The 19,456-nt window shown below is 65.0% G+C and carries 18 protein-coding genes; 16 read left to right on the top strand and 2 right to left on the bottom strand.

Translation table 11 applies throughout. From position 1 onward, the window contains the following. The first annotated feature begins 23 nt into the window (after window positions 1–23). Complete coding sequence (locus H536_RS0102665) at window positions 24–980, top strand: c-type cytochrome (RefSeq protein WP_024348989.1); 957 nt, start codon at window positions 24–26, stop codon at window positions 978–980. A gap of 94 nt (window positions 981–1,074) precedes the next feature. Here H536_RS0102665 and H536_RS0102660 read toward each other — a convergent pair whose 3' ends face one another. Beyond that, window positions 1,075–3,198, bottom strand: coding sequence for a S9 family peptidase (locus H536_RS0102660; protein WP_024348988.1), 2,124 nt, complete (start codon window positions 3,196–3,198; stop codon window positions 1,075–1,077). A gap of 377 nt (window positions 3,199–3,575) precedes the next feature. Here H536_RS0102660 and H536_RS0102655 point away from each other — a divergent pair, with 377 nt between their 5' ends. The 9 genes from H536_RS0102655 to H536_RS0102615 all read left to right on the top strand — a co-directional run bounded on the left by H536_RS0102655 (window position 3,576) and on the right by H536_RS0102615 (window position 10,917). Further along, window positions 3,576–5,933, top strand: coding sequence for a putative monovalent cation/H+ antiporter subunit A (locus H536_RS0102655; protein WP_024348987.1), 2,358 nt, complete (start codon window positions 3,576–3,578; stop codon window positions 5,931–5,933). After that, on the top strand, window positions 5,930–6,349 hold the full coding sequence (locus tag H536_RS0102650) for a Na(+)/H(+) antiporter subunit B (RefSeq protein WP_005363582.1): 420 nt from the start codon (window positions 5,930–5,932) through the stop codon (window positions 6,347–6,349). Before H536_RS0102655 ends, H536_RS0102650 begins: the two co-directional genes overlap by 4 nt. Continuing rightward, a complete protein-coding gene (locus H536_RS0102645) occupies window positions 6,349–6,726 on the top strand; it encodes a Na+/H+ antiporter subunit C (RefSeq protein WP_024348986.1) in 378 nt (125 codons plus the stop codon). Before H536_RS0102650 ends, H536_RS0102645 begins: the two co-directional genes overlap by 1 nt. A gap of 1 nt (window position 6,727) precedes the next feature. Next, on the top strand, window positions 6,728–8,428 hold the full coding sequence (locus tag H536_RS0102640; protein WP_024348985.1) for a proton-conducting transporter transmembrane domain-containing protein: 1,701 nt from the start codon (window positions 6,728–6,730) through the stop codon (window positions 8,426–8,428). Further along, window positions 8,425–8,898, top strand: coding sequence for a Na+/H+ antiporter subunit E (locus tag H536_RS0102635; RefSeq protein WP_024348984.1), 474 nt, complete (start codon window positions 8,425–8,427; stop codon window positions 8,896–8,898). Before H536_RS0102640 ends, H536_RS0102635 begins: the two co-directional genes overlap by 4 nt. Then, a complete protein-coding gene (locus tag H536_RS0102630) occupies window positions 8,895–9,269 on the top strand; it encodes a cation:proton antiporter (protein ID WP_024348983.1) in 375 nt (124 codons plus the stop codon). The genes H536_RS0102635 and H536_RS0102630 overlap by 4 nt, the downstream gene beginning before the upstream one ends. Further along, window positions 9,266–9,667 (top strand): monovalent cation/H(+) antiporter subunit G, encoded by a 402-nt coding sequence (gene mnhG, locus H536_RS0102625; protein ID WP_024348982.1) that lies wholly within the window; start codon window positions 9,266–9,268, stop codon window positions 9,665–9,667. Before H536_RS0102630 ends, mnhG begins: the two co-directional genes overlap by 4 nt. 25 nt (window positions 9,668–9,692) lie before the next feature. Beyond that, on the top strand, window positions 9,693–10,061 hold the full coding sequence (locus H536_RS0102620; RefSeq protein ID WP_024348981.1) for a DUF423 domain-containing protein: 369 nt from the start codon (window positions 9,693–9,695) through the stop codon (window positions 10,059–10,061). Window positions 10,062–10,128: 67 nt separating this feature from the next. Beyond that, window positions 10,129–10,917 (top strand): SDR family NAD(P)-dependent oxidoreductase, encoded by a 789-nt coding sequence (locus H536_RS0102615; protein ID WP_024348980.1) that lies wholly within the window; start codon window positions 10,129–10,131, stop codon window positions 10,915–10,917. A 47-nt stretch (window positions 10,918–10,964) separates the two neighbouring features. Here H536_RS0102615 and H536_RS0102610 read toward each other — a convergent pair whose 3' ends face one another. After that, complete coding sequence (locus tag H536_RS0102610; RefSeq protein WP_081651817.1) at window positions 10,965–12,581, bottom strand: peptide chain release factor 3; 1,617 nt, start codon at window positions 12,579–12,581, stop codon at window positions 10,965–10,967. A 604-nt stretch (window positions 12,582–13,185) separates the two neighbouring features. On the opposite strand from H536_RS0102610, the gene rsfS reads away from it, so the two are divergent. The 6 genes from rsfS (at window position 13,186) to H536_RS0102580 (ending at window position 19,452) form a co-directional block, all read left to right on the top strand. Beyond that, the gene (gene rsfS / locus H536_RS0102605) at window positions 13,186–13,611 is read left to right on the top strand and encodes a ribosome silencing factor (RefSeq protein WP_009208606.1); all 426 of its coding nucleotides are present in this window, start codon (window positions 13,186–13,188) and stop codon (window positions 13,609–13,611) included. A 112-nt stretch (window positions 13,612–13,723) separates the two neighbouring features. After that, window positions 13,724–14,206 carry a 23S rRNA (pseudouridine(1915)-N(3))-methyltransferase RlmH gene (gene rlmH / locus H536_RS0102600; protein WP_024348978.1) on the top strand — a complete coding sequence of 161 codons (483 nt, stop codon included), beginning with the start codon at window positions 13,724–13,726 and terminating at the stop codon, window positions 14,204–14,206. 205 nt (window positions 14,207–14,411) lie between these two features. Beyond that, window positions 14,412–16,172: a murein hydrolase activator EnvC family protein gene (locus H536_RS23085; RefSeq protein ID WP_162142642.1), complete on the top strand. Its 1,761-nt coding sequence runs from the start codon at window positions 14,412–14,414 to the stop codon at window positions 16,170–16,172. Further along, window positions 16,162–17,502, top strand: coding sequence for a S41 family peptidase (locus H536_RS0102590; RefSeq protein ID WP_024348976.1), 1,341 nt, complete (start codon window positions 16,162–16,164; stop codon window positions 17,500–17,502). The genes H536_RS23085 and H536_RS0102590 overlap by 11 nt, the downstream gene beginning before the upstream one ends. 194 nt (window positions 17,503–17,696) lie before the next feature. Further along, window positions 17,697–18,794 (top strand): divergent polysaccharide deacetylase family protein, encoded by a 1,098-nt coding sequence (locus tag H536_RS0102585; protein ID WP_244495400.1) that lies wholly within the window; start codon window positions 17,697–17,699, stop codon window positions 18,792–18,794. Between the two features lie 145 nt (window positions 18,795–18,939). Further along, window positions 18,940–19,452: an RNA pyrophosphohydrolase gene (locus H536_RS0102580; protein ID WP_024348974.1), complete on the top strand. Its 513-nt coding sequence runs from the start codon at window positions 18,940–18,942 to the stop codon at window positions 19,450–19,452. The last annotated feature ends 4 nt before the right edge of the window (window positions 19,453–19,456 follow it).

Genomic DNA, 19,456 nt, shown 5'->3' with positions numbered 1-19,456 from the left:
CGGGATGAGCCGGGGTCGGTGCGATGCTCGACCGGATCCTGACGGGCCTCTTTCTCCTCGTCATCCTGGGAGCGGGCGGCTTCTATCTCCTGACCATGCCGCAGCGCCTTAATGCCGCGACCCTACAGGAGGTTCCGGCCGGCGATGCCACGAAGGGCGAACGGCTCTTCTGGGCCGGTGGCTGCGCGTCGTGTCACGCGCCGGCCAAGGCGAAGGACGACGATCTCCTGAAGCTCGGCGGCGGGGCGCCGCTCGAGACCGATTTCGGCACGTTCCATGCGCCCAACATCTCGCCCCATCCGGTCGACGGAATCGGGGGCTGGAGCTTCGCGGATTTCGCCAATGCAATGCAGCGGGGCGTCGATCCCGCCGGCCGGCATCTCTATCCAGCCTTCCCCTATACGTCCTACGTCAACATGCAGTTGGTCGACGTGGCCGATCTCTGGGCTTTCCTGCAAGGTCTGCCAGAGGTCGAGGGCAAGGCCCCGTTGAACGCGCTGACCTTCCCGTTCAATCTGCGCCGCGGGGTCGGGCTGTGGAAACTCGCCTTCCTCGGCAATGGCGAGCCCGCGGTAGACTTGCCGGCGGATGTTCCGGAGGCGGCGCATGACGGGCAGTATCTCGTGGAGGGGCCGGGCCATTGCGGCCAGTGCCATACGCCGCGCAGCTTCGGCGGAGCCGGGGGGCTTGAACTATCACAATGGCTGGCCGGCGCGCCCAACCCGGAAGGCGAGGGACGTGTGCCCAACATCACGCCGTCGCCGTCGGGGATCGGCGGCTGGTCGGCCAGCGACATCGCCTATTATCTGGAAAGCGGCTTCACGCCCGACTTCGATTCCGTCGGCGGCGCGATGGTCGACGTACAGGAGAACATGTCCCGACTGCCGGACGAAGACCGGGAGGCGATCGCGGCCTATCTGAAGGCGATCCCCGCAGTCGAGAGGGATGCAGGGGCCGCCGAGGCATTGCCGTCGGATTAGGCTGAGTCTGCTGCCGTGCTGTCGGTGCCGGCCGTATTCGCTGACACCAGGCATGGCGGGCGGAACGGTCCCGCCCGCCATGCGCTCGGTCGGATCAGCCGGTGGTCAGCGTATCCTTGCCCATCAGCCGCAGCGCGAAGGCATCGACGAAGGCGACTTCCTCCAGCTTGGAGAAGCGGCCGGAAGCGCCGCCATGGCCGGAATCCATGTTGGTCCGCAGTATGACGGGGTTGTCGTCGGTCTTCATGTCGCGCAGGCGCGCGACCCATTTCGCCGGCTCCCAGTAGGTCACGCGCGGGTCGGTGAGCCCGGCGAGCACCAGCATCGGCGGATAGGCCTGCTTCTTCACGTTGTCATAGGGGCTGTAGGACGCGATCACCTCGTAGTCCTCGCCGGACAGGATCGGGTTGCCCCATTCGGGCCATTCCGGCGGGGTCAGGGGCAGGGTGTCGTCGAGCATGGTGTTGAGCACGTCGACGAAGGGCACGACGGCGATGATGCCGCCGAACTTTTCCGGTGCCATGTTGGCGACGGCGCCCATGAGCATGCCGCCAGCCGAACCGCCATGGGCGACGATGCGCTCGTAGCGTGTGTAATTCTGCGTGACGAGGTGGTCGGCACAGGCGATGAAGTCGGTGAAGGTGTTGGCCTTGTTGCGCCGGCGGCCGGCATCGTACCAGGCAAAGCCCTTGTCCTTGCCGCCGCGAATATGGGCGATGGCATAGACGAAACCGCGATCGACCAGCGACAGCGCGTTGGCGTTGAACGAGGCGGGGATCGCGATGCCGTAGGAGCCGTAGCCGTAGAGAAGGCACGGCGCCGAGCCGTCGAGCGGCGTATCCTTGCGGTAGAGCAGCGAGATCGGCACCAGCTCGCCGTCCTTCGCCGGCGCCATGATGCGCCGGGTCACGTAGTCCGCCGGCTCGTGGCCGGAGGGGACTTCCTGCGTCTTCAAGAGCGTGCGTTCGCGTGTGGCGAGATCGTAATCGAAGGTCTGGCTCGGCGTCGTCGGCGAGGAATAGCTGAAGCGGATCGTGTCCGTGTCAAATTCGTAGGAGCCGGCAAGGCCCAGCGAATAGGCTTCCTCCTCGAACGCTATGGCGTGCTCCTCGCCATCCGAGAGGCGCTTGACGACGATCCGAGGCAGACCGTCCCTGCGCTCCAGCCAAACGAGGTGGCGCTTCAGGATCATGTGGTTGAGGATCAGCCGGCCGCTCTCATGCGGGACATAGTCCGTCCAGTCGGAGCGTTTGGCCGCGTCGGTCGGCGCGGTGACGATCTTGAAGTCCGGGGCGCCGTCGGCATTGGTGCGGATGTAGAGGTAGCCGCCACCCTCGTCGACGTCGTATTCGACGCCGGTCTCGCGTTCGGCCACGAGCCGCGGCTCGGCGGCAGGGTTGTTCGCCGGCAGAAGCCAGCATTCGGACGTCTCGTGGTCGTGAATGTCGATGAGCATGAAATCGCCGGACTGGGTCTTGTCGACATCCATGAAGAAGCCGGTGTCGGTCTCCTCGTAGATCAGGCGGTCATCATGCGGATCGCTGCCGAGGCGATGATAGAAGACCCGGCTCGGGCGGTGATTGCTGTCGAGACGCGTGTAGAAGAAGCCGTCGGAACGCGCCGACCAGGCGGCGCCGCCGCTGGTGTCCTCGATCGTGTAGTCGAGATCCTTACCGCTATCGAGGTCGCGGATCGAAAGGGTGTAGAACTCCGAGCCCTTGTCGTCATGCGTCCAGGCGAGCCAGCGATGATCGGTGGAATGGGCAATGCCGCCGAGCGAGAAATAGGCGCGGTCGGCAGCCTCGACCTGTCCGTCCAGAAGCACTGTCTCCTCGTCGTCATTGCCGTCCCGCGGCCGGCGAACGAAGCGGGGATATTCCGCACCGGTCACATAGGAGATGCCGTAGGCCCAAGGTCCGTCAGGTGCCGGAACGGAGGAATCATCCTCCTTGATCCGGCCGCGCATCTCCTTGACCAGCGCCTCGCGCAGCTCCGTGGTGCCGGCCATGACGGCTTCCTGGTAGGCGTTCTCCGCAACTAGATGATCGCGGATCTGCGGGTCGAGCACCGCCGTGTCCTTGAACACGTCCTGCCAGTTTGGCGCGCGCAGCCAGGCGTATTCGTCCGAACGTTCACGCCCGTGGCGGATGTCGGTCACCGGACGGCGTTCGGCCTGCGGCGGTGCGGGGATGTGCGGCGGTGTCTTGGTGTCGGTCATCGAGCCTGTCTTGCTGACGTCTCTGGGAAGGGCGGACAATATCGCGGATGCTGCACCGATAGGGGTGCGGAACGTCGTGGGGAGGACAATTGGGAAAGAGCCCCATTCACTGGCAGGTACACCTCGTCCTGCGCCGGGCTATCCCCAGCATTTCGTCCGCGTTCGCGGCGCCTCATGCCGATGGCCGCGGTTACGCATCCAACTATGCACCGGGGTGGGATGCCGCAACCCGCGGCCCGCAATGATCGATGGACGCCCATTCCATCAAAACTTGGTCAGACACGTTGCCTTGCCGCAGCGAACTTGGCTTCGTATGAGGGGGCAATGATGCGACGCGTGTGCTTCGCTATCGATGGAAACGGGGAGCGAGGCAGCGCATGACGGGGATCGAGGCCAACAGCGGATTTCTCGCGCTCGCCCTGCCATTTCTCGCTGCGGCCCTGGCACCCATCCTCACCCGCTTCCTGAAGCAGCATTCGTGCTGGGTGCTGGCATTGGCACCGGCCTTTGCGTTCCTCATCTTCCTCGGCGCGCTGCCGGAAGTGGCGGGCGGGAACGTGTTTCTCTTCGGCCTCGACTGGATCCCGTCCTTCGACGTCCGGTTCTCGTTCCGGCTGGATGGCCTGTCCTCGACCTTCGCTTTGCTGATCACCGGTATCGGCACGCTGATCATCCTGTATTCCGGCGGCTACCTTGCCGGGCATCGGGATCAGGGACGCTTCCTGTCCTTCATGCTGATGTTCATGGGCGCCATGCTCGGGCTCGTCATGTCCGACGACCTGATGACGTTGATCGTCTATTGGGAACTTACCTCGATCACCTCCTTCCTGCTCATCGGCTTCGACCACGAGCGGGGCGCGGCGCGGCGCGGCGCGATCCAGGCGCTGGTGATCACCGGCGGCGGCGGTCTGGCGCTGATGGCGGGGCTGATCGCAATCCGGGAGCTGACGGGGCTGACCTCGCTCAGCGACGTTCTCGCGGCCGGTGACGCGCTGCGCGAAAGCAGCTTCTACGTTCCGATCCTGATTCTCGTCCTGGCAGGTGCCTTCACCAAGTCGGCGCAGATGCCGTTCCATGTCTGGTTGCCGAACGCGATGGAGGCGCCGACGCCGGTCTCGGCCTATCTGCATTCGGCAACGATGGTGAAGGCCGGCGTCTACCTCCTGCTGCGCCTGCATCCGGCGCTCGGCGACACCGCGCTCTGGACGACGATCCTGCCGCTGTTCGGCGCGGTGACGCTGGTGGTGGGCGCGCTTCTCGCCGTGCGAGCGACCGACATCAAGATCACGCTGGCCTATACGACGGTTGCCTCGCTTGGCCTTCTGGTGATGCTGATTGGTGTGGGAACCGAAACGGCGATCATCGGCGCGGTGCTCTATCTGATCGCTCATTCGCTGTTCAAGGGCGGCCTGTTCATGGTCGCCGGATCGGTGGACCACGGCGCTCACACCCGCGAGATCGATCATTTGGGCGGCCTCGGCAGGGCGATGCCGATCACCTTTGCGGCCGCGCTGCTCTGCGCGCTGTCCATGGGCGGCATCACGCCCTTCGTCGGTTTCCTCGCCAAGGAGGAAATCTATCATGCGCTGGAGTATGGCGATCCGTATCATATCGCCCTGATCTGCGCGGCGATCGCCGGCAACGCGCTGATGTTCGCGGCGGCCTTCATCGTGGCTCTGAAGCCCTTTATCGGCCGCATGCCGGAGACCATCCACCATCCGCATGAGGGGGCGCCGACCATCTGGCTCGGGCCTCTCGTCCTAGGTGTCAGCGGCCTCGTTGGCGGGTTGTTCTACGGCGCCTATCACGCGTTCTTCTCGTCGCCGATGGCGTCGGCGGCCGTCGGTGAGCCGGTGGCGATCGAGATCGGCTGGATGCCGCATCTGAACCTCGCTTTCGCCCTGTCGATGGCGACCATCGCGCTGGGCGTGGTGATCTATCTTCTGTCGGAACGGCTGCGCGCCGGGCTGACCGCATTGCTCGCTGCAATCGGCTGGGGGCCCGATCATGGCTTCGATCAGGCGATGCGCGGGCTGATCCGCGGTGCCTTTGCGATCACGAACCTCCTGCAGTCCGGCCGGCTCGACTATTACATGACCGCGACCGTCGCAGTGATGACCGCAGCGCTGTTCGGGGCTATGGCCTTTACCGGCGGTTGGCCGGCGATGCCGGAGTTTCCGCAGGTCACCTATTACGAGTGGATCGTACTGGCGCTGCTCCTCTGCGGTCTCTTCGCCGTGGTCGTCGCCAAGAACCGGCTGACGGCGATCGTTTCGCTGGGTATCCAGGGCTTCGCCGTCGCCCTAATCTTCATGCTGATGGGCGCGCCGGACCTCTCCTTCACCCAGTTCATGGTCGAAACCTTGTCGGTGGTGATCCTCGCCCTCGCGATCACCCGGTTGAAGCTGTCGCCGACCGATCATCGCCCGACCCGCGAGAAGCTGCCGGATGCGGCGCTGGCAGCGGCGGCCGGCGCGGGCTTCGGCCTGTTCCTGCTGGCAGTCGTTCAACGGCCGTTCGATTCCGTCCTCTCGGACTTCTTCGAACGCTACAGCTACGCCATTGCCCATGGCCGCAACATCGTGAACGTCATCCTCGTCGACTTCCGCGGCATCGATACGATGGGCGAGATCGCCGTGGTGATGACCACCGGGCTGGGCGTCCTCGCGCTGATCCGCGTCCGGGTGAAGCGCCGTAATCCGCGACCCGCCGATCCGATGGAGGTGACGCCATGAGAACGGTCATCTTCCGTTTTACTGCGCCGTATCTAACCAGCCTGATGGTGCTGTTCTCGATCTTCGTGCTGCTGCGTGGCCATAACGAGCCCGGTGGCGGGTTCATCGGCGGTCTGATCGCCGCATCGGCCTTTGCGATCTACGGCATCGCCTGCGGGGTCGCGCCGGTGCGGCGAGCTCTCTATTTCCATCCCATGGCGATCGCTGGCAGCGGGCTGATGCTCGCTGTCCTGTCCGGCGTCGTGTCCATGGTCGTGAGCGTCGAGTTCCTGACCGGCGTCTGGAGCTTCCCGGCATTTCTCGGCGGTGACGTCGGAATCTCGACGCCGCTGTTCTTCGACATCGGCGTCTATCTCGTCGTGGTCGGTGCGATCAGTACGATCGGGCTCGCCCTCGAGGAAAGGGAGACGGACTGATGGAGACTGCACTCGCCTTTGTCGTCGGCTGTCTCTTTGCCGTCGCCTTCTACCTGCTCTTGTCCAAGCACATCATCCGCATGCTGCTGGGCGTCGTGCTGCTCGGCAATGCGGTCAATCTCCTGATCTTCACGGCCGGCCGTCTCGGGCCGATCGCGCCGCCGATCATTCCGACCGAACTGGCCACCCCGGATGGGCCGATCGCCAATCCTTTGCCGCAAGCACTAATCCTGACCGCGATCGTGATCTCGTTCTCCTTCTTCGCCTTCCTGCTGGTGCTCACCTATCGCGCCTATCAGGACCTTGGCACCGACGACACCGACCAGATGCGCATCGCAGAACCCGAGGACCAGGGGCTTCCGCCCCTGGGATACTGACATGGCGACGACAGGCACCGCGGATACGGGCGGATACGGCGAACTGGCGGCACTGAAGGCCGAAGCGATGATGGCCGGGCCCGTTGCCGCGTCGGACTATCTCATCGTGCTGCCGGTGGTGATCTGCTTCATTTTCGGGGCAGGGCTCCTGATGATGCGCAAGCGCACGGGGCGCCAGCCCTGGGTTGCTATCCCCGGCCTCGCATTGCTGTTCGCCGTGGATCTCGCGCTTCTCGCCAAGGTCGCGACCGAGGGAACGCAGACCATGATGATGGGCGGCTGGAAGCCGCCCTTCGGCATCGCCTTCACGGTCGATCTGATGGGGGCGTTGTTCGTTGCGGTGACTGGTTTCGTCGCGCTGGCCTGCGGCATTTATGCCGTCGCCTCCATCTCCCCGACCGAGCGGCGCTACGGCTTTTACCCGTTCCTGTTCCTGATGATCGGCGGCGTCTCCGGTGCCTTCCTGACCGGCGACATCTTCAACCTCTATGTCTGGCTCGAGGTGCTGCTGATCGGATCCTTCGGGCTTCTGATCCTCGGTTCCGAACACGAGCAGCTCGACGGCGCGACCAAATACTGCTTCCTGAACCTCGTCGGCACGACGCTGTTCCTGATCACCACCGCCTATCTCTACGGCGTGTTCGGCACGCTCAACATGGCCGACATCGCGGCGAAAGCCGCGACGATGGAGGGGGACAGCGCAGTCACCATCATCGCCGTCATGTATCTCGTCGCCTTCGCGCTGAAGGCGGCGGCCTTCCCGCTGAACGCGTGGTTGCCGGCCTCGTACCATACGCCGCGCTTTGTCGTGTCGGCGCTGTTCGCGGGCCTGCTGACCAAGGTCGGCGTCTACGGCATCATGCGCGTCCTGATTATGCTGTTTCCGCCCGAGCATCAGGTATTGGTGCCGATGATCGCCTGGATCGCCGGCCTGACGATGCTTCTGGGCGCGCTCGGCGCGCTTGCGCAGACCGATCTCCGGCGGCTCCTGAACTACATGGTGATTGCGGGCATTGGTACGATCCTTGCCGGTCTCGCCGTGCCGCAGGTCGCGTCCGTGATGGTCGCGCAGGCCGACGGTGGCGCTGCCATGGCCGCAACCGCCGCTGCAGCCCCGGCGGCCCAGACGGGTCTTGCCGGGGCGATCTACTACGCGCTGCATTCGATCGTCGTGATGACGGCGCTTTATCTGGGGGCAGGCGTCGCGGCACGTTTGAACGGCTCCTCGTCTCTGGCCGAGATGGGTGGGCTATGGCGCCGCTATCCGCTGCTGGCGGCTCTCATGCTGGTGTTCCTGTTCGGCGTGTCGGGCCTGCCGCCGTTCTCGGGGTTCTGGCCCAAGGTTGCGCTGGTTCGCGCGACGATCCTAGCCGATCTGCCTTGGCTTGCAGCGACCATTCTGGTGTCCGGCTTCCTCCTGACCATCGCCAGTGCCCGGGTCTTCGCCCTGGCTTTCTGGCGGCCGCTGCCGGCAATGAGCGCAGCAGGCAGCGATGCCGAGGCCGGTCAGATCGAGAGGGAGCAATTCCAGGCGCCGGGACGCGACAAGCCGTTGTCGCTCATTCCGCTGCTGGCGCTGGCCGCGTTCGTGGTTGCCGCCGGTGTGTGGCCCGAATGGCTGGCGCACCTGACCAGTGCGGCGGCGGCAGGCGTCCTCGATCCGTCTGCCTATCTGCAATCGGTGTTCGGAGGCGCGTCGTGAGGCTTTCGCTCTTCAATCTTGTTCTGGCGCTGATCTGGGTCATCGTCTCCGGGTCGTTCACGCTGATCAACCTTCTGTTCGGCTTCGCGCTCGGTGCGGCCGCGCTCTACCTCATCCGCGAACAGGTCGGCACGGTCGGCTATATCGGCCGCGCGCGCCGGATCTTCGCGCTGTTCCTGCTGTTCCTCGTCGAGCTCATCAAGTCGGCCTGGCGGGTGGCGGTCCTGGTGCTGAAGCCGCGGATGGATCTGAAGCCCGGGATCTTCGCCTATCCGCTGAAGGTGGAGAGCGATTTCGAGATCACGCTGCTGGCCAACCTCATCACCCTGACGCCGGGCACGCTGTCGGTCGATGTGTCTGAGGATCGTTCCACCCTTTATGTGCACGCCATCGACTGTTCTGATCCTGAGGCGGCTCGTACGGATATCGCCACCGGGTTCGAGGCCAAGATCCTGGAGGCGTTCCGATGAGCCTTCATGATTTCGCCGTGGGCCTCTTCGCGATCTCCGTGGATGTCGCGCTGGTGCTCTTGGGCCTCGCCTTTCTCTTTACCGTGATCCGCATCATGGTGGGGCCGACGCTGCCGGACCGGGTGCTCGGCCTCGACATGCTGACCAGTGTCGCCATCGGCTTCATCGCCGTCATCGGCATCGACACGGGCTTCACGCTCTATGTGGATATCGCGATCGCGCTCGGCCTCGTCGGCTTCCTCGCAACGGTAGCCTTCGCCCGGTTCATCCAGGCACGCGGAAAGACCGAGGAAGAACGCTTCGAGGCATTGCCGCTCCGCGATCCGCAAGCGCGTCACGTCGAGCCGCTAGAGGAAGGGAAGACGAAATGATCGCCGATCTCGTCCTTATCGTCTCCGCGCTCCTGATGCTGGCCGGTGCCGCCTTTGCCGCCATCGCGGCGCTGGGCATCCTGCGGCTGCCGGACCTCTACACCCGCATGCATTCGGCCTCGAAGGCCGGATCGGTCGGATCGGGCATGTTGTTGATCGCACTTGCGCTGACTGCGGATTCGACGCCGGTCGCGCTTCGGGCGCTCGCTGCGGTCGCGTTCTTCCTGCTCACAGCACCGCTGTCCGCCCACCTTCTCGCCAAGGCGTCCTATGCGGTCGGCTATCAGCTCTGGCCCCAGTCGGTGCTCGACGAAATGCCGCCGGTCCAACCGACGACGGAAGCGTCCCAGACGCCTCATCCAACCGTTCCTGCCGACCGGCACGGCGGGCCGGCCTGATAGGTCGGTTTACAGAGGCGTCCCTATGATCGCACTCCTCGTCGGCTTCGCCGGCCTCTTCGGAGCAGCAGGCGTTGCCGGGGCTGCGGTGGCGGCGCATGGCGGTGGCAACGCACAGTTGGCGGCAACTGCCGCGGCGATTGCTCTCGTCCACGCGCCATCGCTTCTCGGCCTTGCAGCGTTCGTTTCCAGAATGCCGCGGCTCGCTCCGCTGTCCGGCCTGCTGATCATTGTCGGAACGCTTCTGTTTTCCGGTGATCTGGCGGCCCGAATTGCCTGGGGCGAGCGACTGTTCGCCAATGCTGCGCCGCTCGGCGGAACCCTGCTGATCGCCGGTTGGCTCCTGGTCGGCGCCGCCGGGATCGGGCTCGCGATACGCCGCCCCACATCGTAGCCGACGCACCGGGGCGCAGGTCGCAGCGCCGTTTCAGCTGCCGCAGGCCATTTCATGGGAGAGGATCATGACAAACGGGTTCGATAGAGCGCTTTTTGCCGACCAAACGGTCGTCGTCACGGGGGCAGGGCGGGGGATCGGCGCGGCAGTCGCCCGGGCGTTTCTTGCGACGGGTGCGGCAGTTGTCGCCCATGTCGGCCGCACCGTGGAGCATGCGGAGAGCGACCTTCTCGCAGACCTGCTCGATGCGCACCGCGCACGGCTGACAGTGCTCACTGGGGATTTGGCGCAGCCGGATGGTGGCGAGAGGCTGGCGCGCGCCATCCTCGCGGAGGTCGGTGACCGCATCGACGTTCTCGTCAACAATGCGGGCACGATGGGCGGCCGGGTTGCTGCCGGTGAGGTCACGCAGGCCCAGTACGATCAGGTCGTCGATCTGAACGTCCGCTCGGTCGTCACCCTCACGACCGCACTGCTGCCGGCGCTGAAGGCGGCCAAAGGGGCGTCTATCGTCAACACCTCGTCGATCTCGGCGACGATCGGCGGCAGTGCCGGTTCCTCACTCTATTCGGCGTCGAAGGCGTTCATCTCGACCTGGACGCGTGCGCTCGCCCGCGAACTCGCGCCCGACCACATTCGCGTCAACGCGGTGTCGCCGGGCACCATCATGACCGACTTCCACCGCCGTTACTCGACCCAGGAAAAACTCGACGCAACGGCGGCATCGATCCCGCTGAAGCGGCTCGGCACTGCAGAGGACTGCGCGCCGGCCTATCTGTTTCTCGCAAGTCCCATCCTGTCCGGATATGTCACCGGACAGGTGATCGAGGTGAATGGCGGCCAGTTCATGGGCTGAGGCCCGCCGAGGCGCACCTCTCACGACATTTGCGAGCCTCTGGTCGGCTACTGTCCGACGATCTCGCGGGTGGAATCGAAGACGATGTCCTTGTTGCGGTCCTGGATGTAGCGCAGGTCCCATTCGTCGCGGCACAGATAGACCGGCCGCTCGTCGCGATCGCGCGCGACATGGGTGACGTTGTCCTTGACGAAGGCCTGCAGGGTCGCCTCGTTCTCGCAGCGGATCCAGCGCGCCACGTTGAACGGCACCGGCTCGAAGCTGACATCCGCCTTGTATTCCCCGGCGATGCGAGAGGCGAGCACGTCAAGCTGCAGGGGGCCGACGACGCCGACGATCCAGTCGGAACCGATCGACGAGCGGAAGACCTGCACGAGACCTTCCTCGGCCAGATCCTCGAGGCCACGGCGAAGCTGTTTCAGCTTCATCGAATCTTCGAGCCGGACGCGGCGGAGCACTTCCGGCGCGAAGGCGGGAAGTCCTGTGAACCGGAAGTTCTCGCCTTCGGTCAGCGTGTCGCCGACGCGGAGCGTTCCGTGGTTCGGAATGCCGATGACGTCGCCAGCGAAGGCCTCCTCCGTCAGCGCGCGTTCCTGGGCGAAGAAGTAGATCGGGTTGGAGACGGCCAACTGCTTGGCCGAGCGGACATGGTCGAGCTTCATGCCGCGCTTGAAATGGCCCGAGCAGAACCGCACGAAGGCGACGCGGTCGCGGTGCTTGGGGTCCATGTTCGCCTGCACCTTGAAGACGAAGCCGGAGACCTTGTCGCCCTCCGGGGCGATGGGTCCCTTGTCGGAGGGCTGAGGCCGCGGTGCCGGGGCATGCGCCGCGATCAGGTCCATCAGGCGGTCGACAGCGAAGTTCTGCAATGCGCTGCCGAAGACCACAGGGGTCAGATGCCCCTGACGATAAGCGACGGGGTCGAAATCGGCATAGCCCTCGGCCGCTAGTTCCGCGGCATCGCGGAAGCTAGCATAGGTGTCGGGATGCATCACCTTGGCGAGACCGGGGTCGTCCAGGCCGCCCTCGAAATGCACCGTCTTGTCGCTGCCGGCGACGAGAAAGTCGTTGGCGGCCAGATCGTAGCAGCCCTTGAACAGGCCGCCCTGGCCGACCGGCCAGACCACCGGCGCCACGGTCAGGGCGAGCTGCTCCTCGATCTCGTCGAGCAGTTCGAAGGGGTCAAGGCCTTCGCGGTCAATCTTGTTAATGAAGGTGACGATCGGAATGTCGCGCAGGCGGCAGATCTCGAACAGCTTGCGCGTCTGCGCCTCGATGCCTTTGGCCGCGTCGATCACCATGATCGCGCTGTCGACAGCCGTCAGTGTCCGGTAGGTGTCCTCGGAAAAGTCACTGTGGCCGGGGGTGTCGAGCAGGTTGAAGGTGATGCCATGCTTCTCGAAGGTCATCACCGACGAGGTGACCGAGATGCCGCGGTTCTTCTCAATGTCCATCCAGTCGGACTTGGCGCGCCGGCCGTTGCCTTTGGAGCGGACGGCACCGGCCATCTCGATGGCGCCGCCGGCCAGAAGCAGCTTCTCGGTCAGCGTCGTCTTGCCGGCGTCCGGATGCGAGATGATGGCGAAGGTGCGCCGGGTCGTATGATCGGATCGCGTGGCCGAAGCATTGGCACGGGTCGGCAGGGTATCGGCGGTCGCGCTCACGAGAAACTTCTCCAGATCGAAATGGTGTTGCCGCGCCATGCGGCGGCGGGGCAAACGCCGGTTGGCGGTCACTCGCGTCGGGACGCCGGATCGCCCTTCGGTTCTGCCCGCGGAACGTCGCCGGTGGCGCGCTCCTGCAACTGCATGCCGCCAGATAGTCGCTTTCGGTGCAAATTGCACGCCCGCTGCATCGGTGCGCAGGTATCGGTGGCGGAATTCCAATCGGTCTCGTGCCGATTGCCTGATAGCCGCAGGGCAGGACGGGTCGTCATGGAAGGATTGCGAGGTCGGCGATAGTTCGGGCCCTGCCAACCGGGGCGCAGGCGTATCCCGGCTCCGCTGTCGCTCGTTCTGCGGTGTGCCGGCCATGGGGTGCAGTAGTGCGTTAGGGTGCGCCCAGTCGCCCCGCATAAACACAGCGAATGATCGGGCGCGTTGCTACCCGGGACAGAGAACGAGCTGGCACCCGTGTTGCGTTGTGCTGTTGCCGCAACGGGAGTTGTGCTGATTGCGCCCGATGTCTTGAAACGGACACGGATGGCTGCCTACATGAGACCTGATCAGGGCCAATCGGGACTCTGGTCCGCGCCCGTGGAAAGGGAAATTGACACTGAGACCTGCGGCTGAAACGAAGGACGTCTTCGAGACCTCTCCTTCTGACGCGCCCGCCACCGATGCTACGGTTGGCCGGTCCGCAATCGAACTCGTCACCTCGAGTCTGGAAGATTCGAAGGGCGAAGACATCGTCTCCATCGACATGCAGGGCAAGTCCGCACTGGCCGATCACATGGTGATCGTCTCCGGTCGGTCGAACCGTCATGTCAGCGCCGTCGCCGGCAACCTCCTTCGCGACCTCAAGCAGCAAGGCTTCGGGTCCGAAATGAAGGTGGAAGGCCTGCAGAATGGCGACTGGGTACTGATCGATACGGGCGACATCATCGTCCATATCTTCCGTCCCGAAGTCCGCAGCTTCTACAATATCGAGAAGATGTGGACGGTCGGCGACGCTGGAGATTCGACGGTACACTAGAGCCCTGCGCGTCCCCCGAAGGGGACGCCGCAGTTTCTGGACCGCGGCGGCGAGGCTGCCCGAGGCCAGAACATAAAGATGAGCAGGCTTCGGCCGAGAAGGAGCTCGGGCGATGCGGCTGACCATTGCGGCCATCGGTCGGATGAAGGTCGGTCCCGAGCGTGAGCTCGCGGATCGCTACCTCGATCGCCTCAAGAAGACGGGCGGAGCGCTGGGGCTGGACTATGCCGGCCTTTCCGAGTTCCCCGAATCGCGTCTGTCCACGACGGCCGAACGCAAGCGCGACGAGGCGGCGCGGCTGATTGCGCCCTTGGCGGAGGCAAGTGTGCGGATCGTTCTCGACGAAAGGGGGCGAACGCTTTCGTCGGAAGAGTTCGCAGCAGCATTGGCTGATTTTCGCGATGCGGGACGGCGCGACGCTGCGGTCCTCATCGGCGGTCCCGACGGTCATGACGAGGCCCTCCGATCATCGGCCGATCTGACGCTGTCGCTCGGCCGCCTGACTTATCCCCATCAGATCGCGCGCATTCTCATCGCCGAGCAGCTTTACCGCGCGGCGACCATCCTGGCGGGCCATCCCTACCACCGGAGCTGATCTTCGGGGCAGGAGAGGCACGAGAGATGCGGTCCGGGGGGCTTCAACCGGAGCTGCCGGGAGGTGCGAGCCAAGATTGTGGATATGCCCGCACGGTGGCGTTCGCAGCCTGTCGTCCGACGATGGTTGATTGCTTGTTAACGGCCTGATTCTATCCTCCAAATCAGCTATGACATCCCTGCGATTTGCACGGGAAAGGGCGGTCTTGATCAACGGGCGGACAGGCGGCGACGGACGCAGACACCGGCGGTGGCGCATCACTGCTGCCCTGCTGTGCGCCATGACTGCGCTGCATCCGCTGCCATCCTTGGCTCTGTCGGAAGATGGCGCAGCCTCGCCGGATCGTTCGGACCTCGATCCAATGGCGGTCGGCTCGGTCGAACCGGCGAGTTCCGACGTCCTGGAACGTCAGCGACGCCAGACTGCCGCCGACCTCGTCGCCCTGTCGCAAAGCATCGAACTGTCGGAAGAGACCATCAGGTCGCTGGATGCGGAGATCGCCGCGCTGTCCGAGGATCAGGGTCGTGTTCGCGCTGCCATGATTTCGGCCGCCGAGGCCCAGAAGGGTATCAGCCGGGAGATCGCGGCGACGAAAGAGCGCGTTGACAGGCTGGCAACCGAGGAGGGAACGATCAAGGCGTCGCTGCGCGAGCGCCGCGGTCTTCTGGCACAGGTTCTGGCGGCGCTCGAGAGAATGGGACGCAAGCCGCCCCCCGCGTTGCTGGTGAAGCCGAACGACGCACTCGGCTCGGTCCGCAGTGCCATTCTGCTGGGCGCGGTGGTCCCGGCCATCCACGAGCAGACCACCGCCCTGGTCGCTGATCTGGAGCGGCTGGCATCCGTGCGGGCCGAGATCTCCGCTGAGAAGCAGCGCTTCGCCGAACAGCTCACGCGCCATCGGAAGGAAGAGCAGCGGCTGGAACGGCTGATCGCCGAAAAGCAGCGGCTGGAAGCGGCCAATCGCGATCGTCGCGCAGCCGAAGCAGCGCGTGCCGCCGATCTCGCGGCGAAGGCAACCGATCTCAAGGATCTCATCGCCTCGCTGCAGGCCGATGTCGAACAGGCGAGGGCGACCGAAGCGGCGGAAGCGGAGCGTCGCGCTGCGCAGGAAAAAGCGCGAGAACTGGCACGTGTCGCAGCCGAGGCCGAGGCCCGCAGCCAGGCGACCCGGCTGGAGGCCGAACGGCTGGAACGCGAGCAGGACGTCATCGAGACGCGGCGAACGGCGCGCATCGGCGCGGATGGCGATCCTGAGGCATTGGTGACTGCACAGGCGGATGTGCCGCTTCCTGGCGACGAAGCGCCGCAGGACGGTCCTGCCCTCGCATCCGCCGAGACGTCCTCCGATGCTGACACGGAGACAGCGGCCGCAGACGCTTCGAACCCGGACGCCGAAGAGGCGGTCGAGGTTGCCGCGCTCGATACGTCCGCGGACAAGGTCGCCCGGCCGTCGTCCGCGGGACGCTATGATATTGCGTCACTTCGCCGTCAGGCGCCGCGACTTGCGCCATCCGCCGCATTTTCGACAATGAAAAAACGATTGTCGAGGCCGGTAGCTGGCAAGCAGCTCATCGGATTCGGGGAGAAGGACGACATCGGCCGCGAAACCACCGGAGCATCATTCGCTGCCCGCGCGCAGGACGTCGTCACCGCCCCCGCAGACGCGAATGTGCTCTACGCCGGACCCTTCCGTTCCTACGGGCAACTATTGATCCTTGATGCGGGCGACGGCTATCATGTGGTCTTGGCCGGAATGGCCCGGATCGATGTGGAACCGGGCTCGTTCGTGTCGGCCGGGGAACCTGTCGCGACGATGGGGGCCAAGCGCCTGGCGAGTATTGCAGTTGCCGAATTCGGTGTCTCGGAGCCCGCGCTCTACGTCGAGTTCCGAAAGGACGGAAAGCCGGTGGATCCGTCACCTTGGTGGATCGACCAACCCTCTGGAAGGACGAGGAATGATTCGTAAGCTCTCGATACTCTTTGCCGGGGCGCTGATGGGGGCAACGGCAATGACCGTGGTCGGTCAGAACGCCGGTGCTGCGAATGCTGCAGGTTCCGACACCTATCGGCAGCTCGCGATCTTCGGCGACGTGTTCGAACGGGTTCGCGCCCAGTATGTCGATGAACCGGACGACCAGAAGCTGGTCGAGACGGCGATCAACGGCATGCTGACGTCGCTCGATCCGCATTCGAGCTACATGAACGCCGAGCAGGCCGCCGACATGCGGACCGAGACCCGTGGCCAGTTCGGTGGCCTTGGTATCGAAGTCACCATGGAAGACGAGCTGGTGAAGGTCGTTTCTCCCTTCGACGGTACGCCTGCCGACAAGGCCGGCATCCTGGCCGGCGACCTCATCGCCGAGATCGACGGCGAGCAGGTTCGCGGACTGACGCTCGGCGAAGCGGTCGACCGGATGAAGGGCGACATCGGCACCAGCGTCGATCTGGTCATCATCCGGGAAGGCGCCAATAAGCCGGTACGCCTGACCGTGACGCGCGACGAGATCAAGGTGCCGTCGGTGCGCCACTCGGTGAAGGGTGACATCGGCTACATCAAGCTGATGAAGTTCAACGAGCAGACGACGGTCGGCCTGGAAGAATCCATCGCCGACATCGAGGAGAAGATCGGCGCCGACAAGGTGAAGGGCTACATTCTCGACATGCGGCGCAATCCGGGTGGCCTTCTGGACGAGGCCGTTTCGGTGTCCGATGCGTTCCTCGGCAAGGGCGAGATCGTGTCGACCCGTGGTCGTAACGCCGATGAGACCCGCCGCTACAACGCGCGCTCGGGTGACGAGATCGACGGCAAGCCGCTCGTCGTCCTGGTCAATGGCGGTTCGGCGTCGGCCTCGGAGATCGTCGCGGGTGCCCTGCAGGACCAGCGCCGCGCAACGATCGTCGGCTCGCGTTCCTTCGGCAAGGGCTCCGTGCAGACCATCATCCCGCTTGGTGCCAACGGTGCTTTGCGGCTGACGACGGCGCTCTACTACACGCCGTCCGGCCGCTCGATCCAGGGTCGCGGCATCGATCCGGACATCACCGTCGAGCAGCCGCTGCCGCCGGAAATCCGCGAGCAGATGGGCCTCGATGCCGAGGACGACCTGACGCGGGGCGAATCCTCCCTGCGTGGCCACATCACCGGCAACGAGGAGACCGACGAGGGCTCCGGTTCGCTCGACTACGTGCCGCCGGAGGAAGAGGACGATCTGCAGCTGCAGTATGCCCTCGATCTTCTGAACGGCGTGAAGTCGAACGCGATGTTCCCGCCCAAGCAGGAAGCCAACGCGGCCAACTGATCCGGTCGTTGCCTCCAGCGATCCGGTGAAATACAGGCCCGGTCGTCCCTTGGACGGCCGGGCCTTCTGCTATCTATCGCCTGATGGTCAGTAGTCCTGCTACGTCCCGCGAGCCCCGTTCCAGCTTGGCTCGCTAAACGAGATCAATGCGCGGTCCCCTTTATCAGCCTCTCGGTCTCGACCTCGACGACGGCGTGATCCGGCGGCGCCGGCTGTCGGGCGCGACCATTGGGTTCGCCTGCGCGGCGACGACGATCATTGCCGGCTCCGCCGCCATCGCCCTGTTCGGCCAACCCGAACCGCGGATGGTGGATCGCTTTGCCGTCGCGGCATCGTCTGAACCTGCCCCGACCGTCGTTGCTGCGCGCCCGGCGCCTGTCGTGCGCGAACAGCTCCCTGTAGTGATTTCCGGCTCGGATACCGCACCGCCACCGCGTGGCGGTGTCGGCTTTCGCGTCGAGGATCCGCAGTCGCTCCGTCAGAACCCCAGTACCGCCCACATGCCCGACGATGCGCTCATCGAAGACAGCGCCTATGGGCCGCTGCCCGCGCGCGCGCCGGACGGGCGGCGCCCCTACGATGTCTACGCCGGGGCCTGGAGCGGAAAGCCCGGAACGCGCATTGCCATCGTCGTGGGTGGCCTTGGCATCAGCCAGACGGGGACGATGAACGCCATCGAGTCGCTGCCGCCCGGAGTGACATTCGGCTTTTCGCCATCCGGCAACAGTCTCGATCGGTGGATGCAGGAGGCCCGTCGCAGCGGCCATGAGCTGGTTCTGCAGGTGCCACTGGAGCCTGTCGGCTATCCGCAGGTCGATCCGGGCGAGGACACGCTCACTGTCGACGATGCCGCTGCCGGCGACCTGAGCGCGCTCCACGCCTCTCTTGCGACCATCACCAACTATGTCGGCATCATGAATTACATGGGTGGGCGCTTCGTCGCCGAGCCCGCCGCCATGGAGCCGTTGATCGCCGAACTCGGCCGGCGTGGCCTGATGTTCTTCGACGACGCGTCGTCCCTGCGTTCGGTGGCGGCCGACACCGCGCAACTGCAGAGCGTGCCCGCGGCGGTGTCGGACCTGTCGATCGACCGATCGCAGGATCCGGCGGATATCCGCAGTCAGCTCGACACGCTGGAGCGGATCGCCCGCGCCGAAGGGACCGCGATCGGCGTTGCGTCGGCCTTTGATGTCAGTGTCGCCACCATTGCGAAGTGGATCGGCGAGGCACGCGGACGCGGGATCGAGATCGTGCCCCTGTCGGCCCTCGCCAACGATCCCGAGCGTCGCTGACGCGGTTGATTCGACTGCCTGCGGTGAGTGGCACTCACGGGTTCGTCGCACGGCTCGGCTCGGCTCCCCTTGTTCGCATGGCACCCTGCCCGATAATCGCAGGGGAGGGGAGCGATGGCTCCCGCCAAACGAACACTGGTGAACGATGAAGCCTATCGAATTCGAGAACCTGCCCTACCGACCCTGCGTCGGGATCATGGTGCTGAACAAGGAAGGGCTCGTCTGGGTTGGCCGGCGGTTGATCGAGGACCAAGGCGAGATGTCCGGCGCGTCGCAACTGTGGCAGATGCCCCAAGGGGGCATCGACAAGGACGAGGAGCCCCTGCCAGCGGCGAAACGCGAACTCTTCGAGGAAACGGGCATGCGATCGGTCTCGCTGCTCCATGAGGCTCCGGACTGGATCGACTACGATCTGCCGCCCCAGCTCGTGGGCGTCGCGTTCAAGGGGCGCTATCGCGGCCAGACCCAGCGCTGGTTCGCATTCCGCTTCGAAGGCCACGAAAGCGAGATCTCCATCAATCCGCCGCCTGATGGGCACGCCGCCGAGTTCGACGACTGGGCCTGGAAGCCGGCAAGCGAGGTCTTCGAGCTGATCGTCCCCTTCAAGCGCGACGTATACGGCCGGGTCTTCGAGGCGTTCCGCGATTTCACCGCCTGAATCG

This window comes from Aurantimonas coralicida DSM 14790, from assembly GCF_000421645.1.
Classification (GTDB): domain Bacteria; phylum Pseudomonadota; class Alphaproteobacteria; order Rhizobiales; family Rhizobiaceae; genus Aurantimonas; species Aurantimonas coralicida.
This window is presented reverse-complemented; position numbering and strand designations above follow the sequence as displayed.

Excerpts from the sequence above, each read along its gene's own strand:
- H536_RS0102665 (WP_024348989.1), top strand. The coding sequence starts at position 24 with ATGCTCGACCGGATCCTGACGGGCCTCTTTCTCCTCGTCATCCTGGGA.
- H536_RS0102660 (WP_024348988.1), bottom strand. The coding sequence starts at position 3,198 with ATGACCGACACCAAGACACCGCCGCACATCCCCGCACCGCCGCAGGCC.
- H536_RS0102655 (WP_024348987.1), top strand. The coding sequence starts at position 3,576 with ATGACGGGGATCGAGGCCAACAGCGGATTTCTCGCGCTCGCCCTGCCA.
- H536_RS0102650 (WP_005363582.1), top strand. The coding sequence starts at position 5,930 with ATGAGAACGGTCATCTTCCGTTTTACTGCGCCGTATCTAACCAGCCTG.
- H536_RS0102645 (WP_024348986.1), top strand. The coding sequence starts at position 6,349 with ATGGAGACTGCACTCGCCTTTGTCGTCGGCTGTCTCTTTGCCGTCGCC.
- H536_RS0102640 (WP_024348985.1), top strand. The coding sequence starts at position 6,728 with ATGGCGACGACAGGCACCGCGGATACGGGCGGATACGGCGAACTGGCG.
- H536_RS0102630 (WP_024348983.1), top strand. The coding sequence starts at position 8,895 with ATGAGCCTTCATGATTTCGCCGTGGGCCTCTTCGCGATCTCCGTGGAT.
- mnhG (WP_024348982.1), top strand. The coding sequence starts at position 9,266 with ATGATCGCCGATCTCGTCCTTATCGTCTCCGCGCTCCTGATGCTGGCC.
- H536_RS0102620 (WP_024348981.1), top strand. The coding sequence starts at position 9,693 with ATGATCGCACTCCTCGTCGGCTTCGCCGGCCTCTTCGGAGCAGCAGGC.
- H536_RS0102615 (WP_024348980.1), top strand. The coding sequence starts at position 10,129 with ATGACAAACGGGTTCGATAGAGCGCTTTTTGCCGACCAAACGGTCGTC.
- rlmH (WP_024348978.1), top strand. The coding sequence starts at position 13,724 with ATGCGGCTGACCATTGCGGCCATCGGTCGGATGAAGGTCGGTCCCGAG.
- H536_RS0102590 (WP_024348976.1), top strand. The coding sequence starts at position 16,162 with ATGATTCGTAAGCTCTCGATACTCTTTGCCGGGGCGCTGATGGGGGCA.
- H536_RS0102580 (WP_024348974.1), top strand. The coding sequence starts at position 18,940 with ATGAAGCCTATCGAATTCGAGAACCTGCCCTACCGACCCTGCGTCGGG.